Annotated in this window: 9 protein-coding genes; 2 read left to right on the top strand and 7 right to left on the bottom strand. The window is 71.3% G+C overall.

What is annotated here, in order from left to right:
* Positions 1-65: 65 nt before the first annotated feature.
* From CD790_RS00465 to CD790_RS00450, 4 genes are all read right to left on the bottom strand, one after another.
* Positions 66-1,307 carry a sigma-E factor regulatory protein RseB domain-containing protein gene (locus CD790_RS00465; protein ID WP_144380890.1) on the bottom strand — a complete coding sequence of 414 codons (1,242 nt, stop codon included), beginning with the start codon at positions 1,305-1,307 and terminating at the stop codon, positions 66-68.
* A gap of 369 nt (positions 1,308-1,676) precedes the next feature.
* Positions 1,677-2,687 (bottom strand): polyprenyl synthetase family protein, encoded by a 1,011-nt coding sequence (locus tag CD790_RS00460; RefSeq protein WP_144380889.1) that lies wholly within the window; start codon positions 2,685-2,687, stop codon positions 1,677-1,679.
* Between the two features lie 200 nt (positions 2,688-2,887).
* Complete coding sequence (locus tag CD790_RS00455) at positions 2,888-4,093, bottom strand: FAD-dependent oxidoreductase (RefSeq protein ID WP_144380888.1); 1,206 nt, start codon at positions 4,091-4,093, stop codon at positions 2,888-2,890.
* A gap of 69 nt (positions 4,094-4,162) precedes the next feature.
* On the bottom strand, positions 4,163-5,401 hold the full coding sequence (locus tag CD790_RS00450) for an ATP-grasp domain-containing protein (RefSeq protein WP_260867246.1): 1,239 nt from the start codon (positions 5,399-5,401) through the stop codon (positions 4,163-4,165).
* Positions 5,402-5,652: 251 nt separating this feature from the next.
* Between CD790_RS00450 and fahA the strand changes: the two genes are divergently transcribed.
* Positions 5,653-6,876 (top strand): fumarylacetoacetase, encoded by a 1,224-nt coding sequence (gene fahA, locus CD790_RS00445; protein ID WP_144380887.1) that lies wholly within the window; start codon positions 5,653-5,655, stop codon positions 6,874-6,876.
* Positions 6,877-6,935: 59 nt separating this feature from the next.
* Positions 6,936-7,484: a hypothetical protein gene (locus CD790_RS00440; protein ID WP_144380886.1), complete on the top strand. Its 549-nt coding sequence runs from the start codon at positions 6,936-6,938 to the stop codon at positions 7,482-7,484.
* Positions 7,485-7,576: 92 nt separating this feature from the next.
* On the opposite strand, the gene CD790_RS34350 is transcribed toward CD790_RS00440, so the two are convergent.
* The 3 genes from CD790_RS34350 to CD790_RS00425 all read right to left on the bottom strand — a co-directional run bounded on the left by CD790_RS34350 (position 7,577) and on the right by CD790_RS00425 (position 11,798).
* Positions 7,577-8,320: a hypothetical protein gene (locus CD790_RS34350; protein ID WP_186318818.1), complete on the bottom strand. Its 744-nt coding sequence runs from the start codon at positions 8,318-8,320 to the stop codon at positions 7,577-7,579.
* A gap of 158 nt (positions 8,321-8,478) precedes the next feature.
* Positions 8,479-10,131, bottom strand: coding sequence for an NADH-quinone oxidoreductase subunit NuoN (gene nuoN / locus CD790_RS00430; protein WP_144380885.1), 1,653 nt, complete (start codon positions 10,129-10,131; stop codon positions 8,479-8,481).
* Positions 10,128-11,798, bottom strand: a complete 1,671-nt coding sequence (locus tag CD790_RS00425) for an NADH-quinone oxidoreductase subunit M (RefSeq protein ID WP_144380884.1) — start codon at positions 11,796-11,798, stop codon at positions 10,128-10,130. Before CD790_RS00425 ends, nuoN begins: the two co-directional genes overlap by 4 nt.
* Positions 11,799-11,801: the final 3 nt, after the last annotated feature.

The raw sequence follows: 11,801 nt of genomic DNA, 5'->3' as shown, positions 1-11,801 counted from the left end.
CGTGGCGCGGCGGGGCGCGGCCGGGGACTGCCCGGTCGCGCCCCGCCGCACGCGGTTCGTCGGTGTTACTTGGCGGCGTTCGCGGCGTCGACCAGGGCGTCCTTGTCGACGGCTCCGACGAACACCTTGCCGTCGTCGGTCATCAGGGCGTTGACCAGGCGGGTGCTGAACACCGTGCCGGAGCCGAAGTCCCCCTTGACCTTGCTGCCCAGGCCGCTGAAGAGGTCGGCCGCGGCACCCTCGTCGCCCGAGAGCTCGGCGTCGTCGGGCAGGGCCGGGGCGCCGCCGGGGAGCTTGAGTTCGGCGATGGAGCCCCAGCCCTCGCCGATCACGTTCAGCCCGGAGAAGTCGGCCGCGGCGTCCTTGCTCCAGGCGCCGTCGGCCCCGTCCGCCCCGGCCTCGCGCTCCAGCTCGTCCTGCTCGGTGACCTTGGCGCCCTTGGGCGGGGTGAACTCGAAGCTGCTCGCCGCCGGCTTCCCGAAGTCGACCTTGGTGAAGCCGACATCGACGACCGCCTTGCCGCCGCTCTTCGGGTTCAGGGTGAGCTTCAGCGGCACGCCGTTGTCCGCGTCGACGGCTATGCGCACCGAACCGATCGTGGAGCCGCTCTGCTTGGGCTCGATGAGCAGCTGGTAGGCGTCGCGACCGGCGACCCTGGCGGTGCCGTCCACCGACACCTCGGTGGTGTCGTCCACGGCGGCCAGCGCCTGCTTGGCCAGCTCCTGGGGCGTGGCGTCCTGGAGGCCCTCGGGCAGCTCGTGCTCGCCCTCGGCGTCCTTGTCGGCCGCCTCCTTGGGCGCCTTGGCGTGGTAGGCCGTGTTGCTGGCGCTGTCGTACGCCCACACCTCGCCGGCGTTGTGGATCAGGCTGTACTCGGCGGCGTCCTCGAGGATCGACACCCGCTGTCGCTCCGGCCCGTCGACGGCCACCCGCAGCGTGTGCGAGCCGGACGCCAGCTCGGGGAGCTTGGACTCGGGGCTGGCCGACGCCCCGTCGTCCGAGGCCCCGCCGCCCAGGCTCATGCCCGCGGGCATCGAGGGGAGGCCGAGGTCGGTGGTGATCTTCACCGAACCGGACAGCCGCTGGGCGTCCGAAGCGGCGATCTTGCTGATGAGCTCTTCGGCCGAAATCTTCGGCAGGTCGGGGTCCCCGCTGTCGGCGAGCGCCGGGACCAGCCCGATCGTGGCCGCGGCCACGCCGGCGATCGCGGCCGGGACTGCGTACCGAACGGCCTTGTGACGTCGGACGGGACGCTCGTCGTCCCAGAAGTCGTCGTCGGGGGCCTGTGCCGGTCGGATCCGTGCCATGGGTGCTCTACCTCCGTGGTCGGCGGCGGTTGTCAGCTCTGCACTCGTCCACCTCTCGGGCCATTGTCGCCCGATCCGCCGTGTGGTGGTGCTTTCATCCCACCAAACGGGCCCGCCCTACGCGTCAGACCGCGGGATCAACTTCGTGTACTGCTGCGGTATGAGGCCGGGTCACCACGCGGCGGAACCCCTAGGGGACACCGGACCGATGCCGTGCACACGCATCCGGCGGGGGCTCAGCCCCGTCGCACGCGCCCCAACACGCGTGTCCCGGACGGTCGCACGCCGGGTGCCACCCCGGCCGGAACGGCGCGGCGGCGGGTGTCCGGGGCCGGTCGGCACCGCCGGGGCCGTGCCCCGGGTCGCGGCTCAGCCCGCGCGGTGCACCACCGCGTCACACAGGCCCTCCAGCGCGGCCTTGGCCGGACCGGCGGGCAGCGGGGCCAGCATGGCGCGGGCCTCGGCCGCGTAGCGCACCGTGTCGCGCCGCGCCTGCTCCAGCGCCGGGTGGACGCGCAGCCGGCGCAGCACCTCGGCGAGCAGGGCGTCGTCCGTGAGGTCGCCGTCCAGCATCCGGCACAGCTCGCGGTCCTCGGCGGAGCCGCTCGCCTCGGCCTGGGCCCGCAGCCGCAGCACCGGCAGCGTGGGGATGCCCTCGCGCAGGTCGGTGCCCGGCGTCTTGCCCGACTCATGGCTGTCGCTGGCGATGTCGAGGACGTCGTCGGCGAGCTGGAAGGCGGTGCCCAGGCGCTCGCCGTACTGCGTGAGGATGTTGACGATCGCCTCGTCGGCGCCGGACATCATGGCGCCGAACCGCCCGGAGACCGCGATCAGCGAGCCCGTCTTGCCGGCGATCACGTCCAGATAGTGGTCGATCGGGTCGCGCCCGTCGCTCGGCCCGGCCGTCTCCAGGATCTGGCCGGTGACCAGCCGCTCGAACGCCTCGGCCTGGATCCGGACCGCCTCCGGACCCAGGTCGGCGAGGATGTGCGAGGCGCGGGCGAACAGGAAGTCGCCCGTCAACACCGCCAGCGAGTTGCCCCAGCGGGCGTTGGCGCTGGGCACGCCGCGGCGCACCTCCGCCTCGTCCATCACGTCGTCGTGGTACAGCGTCGCCAGGTGCGTGAGCTCCACCACCACGGCCGAGGGGACCACCCCCGGCGCGTGCGGGTCGCCGAACTGCGCCGCCAGCATCACCAGCAGCGGCCGGAACCGCTTGCCACCCGCCCGAACCAGGTGCTGGGCGGCGTCCGTGATGAACGGGACGTCGCTCTTGGTGGCCTCCAGCAGGCCCTCTTCCACGGCCGCCAGTCCGGCCTGGATGTCGGCTTCCAGAGTCTGGTCCCGCACGCTCAGCCCGAAGGGCCCGACGACGGTCACGAGGGGTACTCCTGTCTGCCTACGATCACGCGGAATGTCGATGTGTCGCTGTCTCCACTAAAAGGCAGCGTATCCGGTCGAGGATCGATCATCGTGGGCGCCTTCCCGGCTTGTGCGCCCTCTCACTTCCGCTACCGCGTAGACGGGCTTCCACCCCTGGTTTCCGGTGTGGCCCACATCACCCGCGCATCGCCGCTCGCTCAGCCGTGCGCGGCCGCCACCGCCCTCGCCAGTCGGGGCGAGGCGTACTCGGTCCCGCACACGAAGCGCATGATCGGGCCGAAGCTCGCCGCGGCCGGCAGTCCGGTGAAGTACAGCCCAGGCACCGACGAGCCGTACCCGGCGTCCAGCCGCGGCCCGCCCGCGCTCACCGCCACCCGGGTGCGCAGTTCCGGGCCGAGGAAGCCGAGCGCGGAGAGATCCATCCGGTATCCGGTGGCGGCCAGCACATGGTCGCCGGAGACCTCGCCGACCCGGCCGCCGCCACCGAGCCGCAGCACCGGCCGACCGTCCTCGACCTCGGCCCGCGTGATCTTCACGCCGGCGGTGACCCGCACCTTGCCCGCGAAGCGCTCCCGCAGCCACCAGGCGCCGAGCGGCCCCAGCACCCGCCGCACCAGGAACTGTCGGGCGGGCGCCGGCAGATGCCGGAACGCCTCCGCGTGGTACGAGAACGCGTACAGCGACCAGGCCCGGCCGAACGGCGACTCGGGCCGCAGCCGCGGCTGCCGGTCCGGCGGCGCGCCGAAGGCGACCGCGCCGTGCCGGCGCGCCACCACCCGCACCGTCGCGCCCGCCTCGGCCAGCAGCACCGCGCTCTCCAGGGCCGACTGCCCGGCGCCCACCACCACGACCTCGCGCCCGGCGAAGCGCCGCAGGTCACGGTGTTGCGAGCTGTGCGAGACGGGGCCCGTGGGCGAGGGACCGTCCGGCGCCATGGCGGCCAGCTCGGGGGGCAGATGGGCGAGCCCGGTCAGCCCGGTGGCGACCACGACGGCCCGCGCCGCGCACTCCTCGCCCGAGTCCAACTTCAGCTCGAAGCGGCCGCCCCGCCCGCCGGGCCGGTCCACCGAGACCACCCGCACCTGCTCCAGCTCCGGCACCAGCCGCTCCTGGAACCACAGTCCGTAGGCCGCGAAGGTCTCGACCGGGATGATGTCCCAGTCCGACTCGTACCGCACCCCTCCGGTCTGCAGGCAGTAGTCGAGCAGCGTGTGCCCGGGCTGCGGCGCGTCGATACTGGAGGCGGCCGGCGTCGACTTCAGCAGCATCCCGGCCGGCATATGGGAGCGCCAGCTCACCATCGGCGCACCGAAGACGCGGACCGGGATGCCGCGCGCCCGCAGATGGGCGGCGGTCGACAGGCCGAATGGACCGGCCCCGATGACAGCTACCGGATCGCTCACGAGTCCCCTCCCCAGGACGGTTTCCGTCACAGACTCGCGCCCGAAGCCGCTGGCCCCTCCAGCGTGGGGTCACAGCCTTCTGGCGCGCCACATTTCGTACAGATGCCTCGCTCCCGGCCGGACAAACCGCGCGAGCATGGTGAAGAACGGCTTCAGGTCGTCGCGCGCCAGCCAGGCCAACTCCGTGCCGGTGGCGCGCGCCGGCGCGTGCGGGGTGGTGTAACCGCTGCGTCGATAGGCCAGCATGGCCGGCAGGTCGATGTTCTCGACCGTGAAGCGGTGGCCGTCCCGCTGGTCGGCCTCGGGGACCTTGCGCCCGGTCAGGTCCAGGTGCTGGGCCCGCACCACGTCGATGCCGGCCTCGTTCTCGAAGAGCCGGAACTGCGCGCCCATACGGGGATTGAAGTCGAGCAGCTTGTACCGGCCGTCGCGGCGGTCGAAGCGCCAGTCGAGGTCGACGATCCCGCTGAAGCCGATCCGCTTGATGAACTGCGCCGCCATCTCGGCCAGTTCCGGGTTGTCCACCACGTACGCGCACGCGGTCATGCCCGCGTGCGGCGGCCAGGAGCGCACCTTCACGCCGGTGAACAGGGCGAGCGGGGTGGACTCGGCGTCGAAGTAGGCGTGCACGACCCAGTCCTCGGCGTGCTCACGCGGCAGATACTCCTGCAGGATCACGCCGGGTCGCGGCCCCCAGGTGCGGGCCAGGGCGAGCAGCTCGCGCGGACCCTCGATCCGGGTGGTGCCGCCGACGGCCGGCTGCCGGCGGCGCTCGAACGCCGCCCGGTTCTTGGCCACCAACGGGAAGGTGGCGTCGGCCGCGAACTCCGCTATCTCGGCGTACGAGCCGGGGCAGACCGCCTCCGGGGACGGCACCCCGTGCTCCACGCACAGCTCGTACAGCCCCTGCTTGCTGGCCAGCCGGCGCGGCAGCCCGGGGTCGACCCGGGGGATGAGGAAGTGGTCGGCCAACTCCACGGAGTACTCCGCGACCAGGACCGCCGCCTCCTCGTCGGTGGGGATGAGAACCGCCGGCCGCCCGATGCGCCGACCCACCCGCAGCAGGCCCTCCACCAGCTGCTCCGGCCGTTCGGTGCCGGTGGTCGGCCAGACGAAGGCCCGCTCCAGATAGCGCGAGACGGCGGCGGGGGTCCAGCGGTCCTCGGTGATGGCGTACATCGGGATGCCGAGCCGGCCGAGGCTGCGGATCGCCCCGACCCCGCCGTGGTGCAACGGGTAGTCACCGATCTTCACGATCAGGCTGGGCACGGTCCGGTCCGCCGTGAACGGCACCTGGCTGCTCGCCACCAGTCCCCCTCGGTCACTCCAGCGCAGTGGCCCCCCCACTGAGCGTGACCCGACTAAGGACGCTACTTGGGAATGTCAGATTCCAGCAAGGACTATCGGGACATTGCCATCTCTTTAGTCTCCAGTCACCACAGGTCACCCGGGCGTCGCCGCGTCGTAGTCTGTGGCCGGCCCCCACATCCGGTACGTCACTTCCATAGGCACCCGGCCATTCGGCCACCCCGGCCACGAGGAGAAGGCGAGGCAGCCCCATGCCGCGACAGAGCCCGCTCGACCTGCCCCAGGACCACCCCTTCGGGCCGCACAACCTCCCGTACGGCGTGTTCAGTACCGACGGTTCCACGGAGCGGCGGATCGGAGTCCGCTACGGCGACCATGTGCTGGACGCCGGCGCCGCGGCCGCCGCCCACGGCTCGCCCCACGCCGAGCTGCTCAGCCGGCCCCTGCTGAACCCGCTGCTCGCCGCCGGCCGCCCGGTCTGGCGCGAGGTGCGCGCCCAACTGCGCGCCTGGCTCACCGACCCGGCGCACCGCGCGACCACCGAGCCGCTGCTGCGCCCGCTGGACGAGGTCGCCCTGTACCTGCCGTTCGAGGTCGCCGACTACGTCGACTTCTACGCCAGCGAACACCACGCCACCAACGTCGGTCGGATGTTCCGCCCGGACGGCGAGGCGCTGACCCCCAACTGGAAGCACCTGCCCATCGGTTACCACGGCCGGGCCGGGACGGTGGTGGTCTCCGGGACCCCCGTGGTCCGCCCGCTCGGCCAGCGACTGCCCTTCTCCGAGACGTCCCCGGTGTTCGGCCCCACCCAGCGGCTGGACATCGAGGCCGAGGTCGGCTTCGTGGTCGGCACGCCCACCACCCTCGGCGAGCGCGTCCCGCTGACCGCCTTCCGTGAGCACGTCTTCGGCGTGTGCCTCCTCAACGACTGGTCCGCGCGGGACGTCCAGAGCTGGGAGTACCGCCCGCTCGGCCCGTTCCTCGGCAAGTCCTTCGCCACCTCCGTGTCGGCCTGGATCACCCCGTTGGACGCCTTCGACGCCGCCCGCACCAGCCCTCCGGAGCGGGACGAGCCGATGCTGCCCTACCTCGACGACTCCGCCGACGAACCGGGCGGGCTCGACATCCACCTCGAGATCGCCATCAACGGCCACCCGGTGGCGCATCCGCCCTTCTCCACCATGTACTGGACGGCCGCGCAGCAACTGGCCCATATGACGGTCAACGGCGCCTCGCTGCGCACCGGCGACCTCTACGGCTCCGGCACCGTCAGCGGCCCGCTCCCCGAGCAGCGCGGCTGTCTGCTGGAGCTGACCTGGTCCGGCCGCGACCCGCTGGAACTCCCCGACGGGAAGCGGACCTTCCTGGAGGACGGCGACGAGGTGCGGCTGACCGCCTGGGCGCCGGGGCCGGACGGGGTGCGCGTGGGCCTCGGCGAGGTGCTCGGTCGGGTCGTTCCGGCGACTGACTGAATCCCACCACTGCTGCTACCTTGACGTGTTCCCGCTCACGAACCGAGGGAGAAGAGAACGTGCGCAAGGCAGCACAGATCACGGGGGCGGCGCTGATCGCCGCTGTGCTGGTGACCGGTTGTTCCAGCAGTGACGACGGTGGCAAGAAGAAGAAGGACCCCGTCGGCGGGCAGCAGTCCGGCGCGCCGACGGGTGAGAACGGCGGAGGCGCGGACGTCACGGCCGCCGACCTCCGGGGCGGCTGGACCACGGACGCCACCCACGCCGACGACGGTCTGCTGATCCTGTCCGTCGCGGAGAAGACCGCGATGCTCTTCGGCAAGACCTCCTGCACCGGCACGGTCGCGGACGAGTCCAAGCCGGTGACGCTCAACTTCACCTGCAAGGACGGCGCCAGCGACTACACCAAGGGGACGGTCGAGAGCGCCGACGGCAAGACGCTCACCATCGCCTGGGCGTCCGGCAAGAAGAGCACCTTCACCAAGTCCGCGGCCCCGAGCGGCATGCCCACCGGGATGCCGACCGGGATGCCGACGGACCTGGACATCCCGACGGACCTGGATGTGCCGACGGACCTGGACGTGCCGACCGGGCTCGACCTGGGCTGACCCGGACACGCCGGGTGCGGGGGCGCCGACACTGGCGCACCCGACCCGGCGTACGGCCGGAACCGCTACCGCTCACTCACCACGACACTCACTCACCTGGGGCCCTCGAAGGTCTTGCCCTCGATCTGCTTCCAGTGGTCGTGGCACTTCAGGCGCAGGGGCTTGTGCTCGATCCGACAATGGGTCTCAAAGAGCTTCTCATGCGTCGTGATCACGGCGACCCGCAGCTTGTGATCCGACTTCAGGCTGAGGTCGATGTCGCAGGGCGTCCCCTTGATCCCCTTGTCCCAGAGCTTGTGCCAACGCACCCAGTCGCGGCCGTGGTCGTCGCTCTTGCCGTCATGGCCGTTCTTACCGTGGTCGTGGCCGCTCCCCTCCTCGTGGTCATGGAGAAGGGCATAGGCGCGGTGACTGTCGCCACGGTCGTCCCCGTGGCTGTCACCGTCATCGTGCTCGCGACCGTCGCCGTGGTGGTCACCGTGGTCGTCGCCGTAGTGGTCACCGTGGTCGTCGCCACGACTGCCGTGGTCGTCGCCGTAGTGGTCACCGTGGTCGTCGCCGTGGTCGTCGCCACGAGTGCCGTGGTCGTCGCCGTGGTGGTCGCCGTGGTCGTCGTGGCCATGGCGAGTTCCGACGAACACGTCGTCGTCCACGATGACGCCGAGGAACTCACCCCACTCCCTGCTGGTGGTGTCGACGGCTTCGCAGCGGTGGTGGCCATAACCGTCGTCGGCCGCCGGAGCGGCCGACGCGGCCGCAGGGAACATCGCCCCTGCTGCTATGACGGCCAGAGGGACCGCCAGGCGGGCGGCCGGGCGGCCGCGGCGCAGGGCCATGCTCGTAACTTCGGATCTCATTCGATGCTCCTTGCCTGTTCCGAAGCGTGGGAGGCGTTAACACGCGCTCCTAGGCATGTATCGGAAGGGCACGCCGAGCATCTTTACTATCTGCCTACTAATACCCTCGGCTGGCGCAGCACTCGCACTCCAACGGCTCAGCGGACGAAGACCCCGGCGCTGCTCGCGAGATCCAGGAAGTACTGCGGGGCGACGCCCAGGACCAGGGTCACCACGACGCCCACGGCGATCGCGGACGAGGTCAGCGCGCTGGGCACGGCGACCGACGGACCGTCGGCCCGAGGCTCGCTGAAGAACATCAGGACGATCACGCGGATGTAGAAGAAGGCGGCGATGGCGGAGGAGACGACGCCGACCACCACCAGGGCGCCCGCGCCGCCCTCCGCCGCCGCCTTGAAGACCGCGAACTTGCCGGCGAAGCCGCTGGTGAGCGGGATGCCCGCGAAGGCCAGGAGGAAGACCGCGAACACGGCGGCCACCAGCGGGGAGCGTCGGCCCAGCCCGGCCCACTTCGACAGGTGCGTGGCCTCGCCGCCCGCGTCGCGCACCAGGGTGACCACGGCGAACGCGCCGAGCGTCACGAAGGAGTAGGCGGCGAGGTAGAAGAGGGCCGAGGAGATGCCGTCGGGGGTGGTGGCGATGACGCCCGCCAGGATGAAGCCGGCGTGGGCGATCGAGGAGTAGGCCAGCAGCCGCTTCACATCGGTCTGGGTGACCGCGACGATCGCGCCGCCCAGCATGGTGAGGATGGCCACCCCCCACATGACCGGACGCCAGTCCCAGCGCAGCCCCGGCAGCACCACGTACAGCAGCCGCAGCAGCGCTCCGAAGGCGGCGACCTTGGTGGCCGACGCCATGAAGCCGGTGACGGGGGTGGGGGCGCCCTGGTAGACGTCGGGCGTCCACATGTGGAAGGGCACGGCGCCGATCTTGAACAGCAGACCCATCAGCACCATGGCGCCGCCGATCAGCAGCAGCGCGTCGTTGCCCATGGTCTGGGCCAGCGCCGGGTCGAGTCGGGTCACCTCGCCGTCGACGACGTCCGCGATGCCCGCGTAGCCGACGGTGCCCGCGTAGCCGTACAGCAGTGCGATACCGAAGAGCAGGAAGGCGGAGGAGAAGGCACCCAGCAGGAAGTACTTGACCGCGGCCTCCTGGGAGAGCAGCCGGTGCCGGCGGGCGAGCGCACACAGGATGTACAGCGGCAGGGAGAAGACCTCCAGCGCCACGAAGAGCGTCAACAGGTCGTTGGCCGCGGGGAAGATGAGCATCCCGCCCACCGCGAACAGCAGCAGCGGGAAGACCTCCGTGGTGGTGAACCCGGCCTTGACCGCGGCCTGTTCGGCCTCGCCGCCCGGCACCGCGGCCCCCTGCGCGGCGAAGGAGTCGACCCGGTTGCCGTGCTCCACGGGGTCCAACCGCCGCTCGGCGAAGGTGAACACCGCCACCAGCGCGACCAGCAGAACGGTCCCCTGGAGGAAGAGCGCGGGGCCGTCGACGGCGATGGCGCCCATCGCGGCGACCCCGGCCTCGGTGGTGCCGTAGTCACCCACCGCCAGGCCCAGGACGGCCGCGAAGGCGGCGGCCAGCGCCACCACGGAGGTGAACAACTGGGCGGCGTAGCGGTGCCGGCGCGGCAGCAGCGCCTCGATGAGGACGCCGACCAGCGCGGCACCGAGGACGATCAGCGTCGGGGACAGCTGGCCGTACTCGATGTCCGGCGACGGGATCTTGTCCGGCCGTTCCGCCGCCGTCGTCCACAGGCTGTGGACAAGCGAAGCGCTGGTCACTTGGCACCTCCGGAAGCGTGGTCGCCCTGCGGGCGATAGCCGAACCAGCCCGCGTCGACCGTGACGGGGTGATCCGGTTCGGGGTCCTTCTCGTCCACCACCGACAGCGTGTGGTCCACGGCCGGGTCGACGATGTCGGTGACCGGCTTCGGGTAGACGCCGAGGAAGATCAGCAACGCGATCAGCGGCGCCACCACCACGAGTTCACGGGGCCGCAGGTCGGGCATCCCGCGCACCTCGTCCCTGACCGGGCCGGTCATGGTCCGCTGGTAGAGCACCAGCACATAGAGCGCCGCGAGGATGATCCCCGCGCTGGCGATGACACCGAGCGCCGGATAGCGGCTGAACGTGCCCACCAGCACCAGGAACTCACTGATGAAGGGGGCCAGTCCGGGCAGCGAGAGGGTGGCCAGGCCGCCGATCAGAAAGGTGCCGGCGAGCACCGGGGCCACCTTCTGCACCCCGCCGTAGTCCGCGATCAGACGCGAGCCGCGCCGCGTGATCAGGAACCCGGCCACGAGCATCAACGCCGCCGTCGACACCCCGTGGTTGACCATGTAGAGGGTCGCGCCGCCCTGGCCCTGGCTGGTCATCACGAAGATGCCCAGGATGATGAAGCCGAAGTGCGAGATCGACGCGTAGGCGATCAGACGCTTGATGTCGCGCTGCCCGACGGCCAGCAGCGCGCCGTAGATGATGCTGATCACCGCCAGTACGAGGATCACCGGTGTGGCCCAGGTGCTGGCCTCCGGGAACAGCTGGAGGCAGTAGCGGAGCATCGCGAAGGTGCCGACCTTGTCGACGACCGCCGTGATCAGGACGGCGATGGGGGCGGTCGACTCGCCCATCGCGTTGGGCAGCCAGGTGTGCAGCGGCCACAGCGGCGCCTTGACCGCGAAGGCGAAGAAGAAGCCGAGGAAGAGCAGCCGCTCGGTGCCGGTGGCGAAGTCGAGTCGGCCGTCGGCGCGCGCCTCGGCGATCTGCTGGAGCGAGAACGTGCCGGTGCCGAGGTCGTCCGCGGTCACCGCGTACAGCCCCACCACGGCGGCCAGCATGATCAGGCCGCCCGCCAGGTTGTAGAGCAGGAACTTCACCGCGGCGTAGGAGCGCTGGGTGGCCGACTCCTCCGCGGACCGGCCGCCGGCCCGGTCTCCGAAGCCGCCGATGAGGAAGTACATCGGGATGAGCATGGCTTCGAAGAAGATGTAGAAGAGGAAGACGTCGGTGGCCTCGAAGGAGATCACCACCATCGCCTCGACCATCAGGATCAGCGCGAAGAACCCCTGGGTGGGGCGCCAGCGGCGGTCCGGCCGCCCCGCCCCGGAGCCGCCGTCGCTCTCCAGCGGGTCGGCGTCGTGCCAGCCGGCCAGGATGACGAAGGGGATGAGCACGGCGGTCAGCGCGACGAGCACCACCGCGATGCCGTCCACCCCCAGCTCGTACCGCACGCCGAAGTCCTCGATCCAGGCGTGCGACTCGGTGAGCTGGTACTGCGCGCCGCCGGGTTCGAAGCGGACCAGCGCCACCGCGGCCAACGCCAGGGTGGCCAGCGAGAAGAGCAGCGCGGTCCACTTGGCCGCGGAGCGCTTGGCGGCGGGCACGGCGGCGGTGACGACCGCTCCGATCGCGGGCACCGCGGCCATGGCCGTCAGCAGGGGAAATGACATAAC

Origin of the sequence: Streptomyces sp. SAJ15 (assembly GCF_007595705.1) — a bacterium.
Lineage (GTDB): Bacteria > Actinomycetota > Actinomycetes > Streptomycetales > Streptomycetaceae > Streptomyces.
Note: the sequence above shows the minus strand (reverse complement) of the source record. Positions and strands in the feature narration are given on the sequence as shown.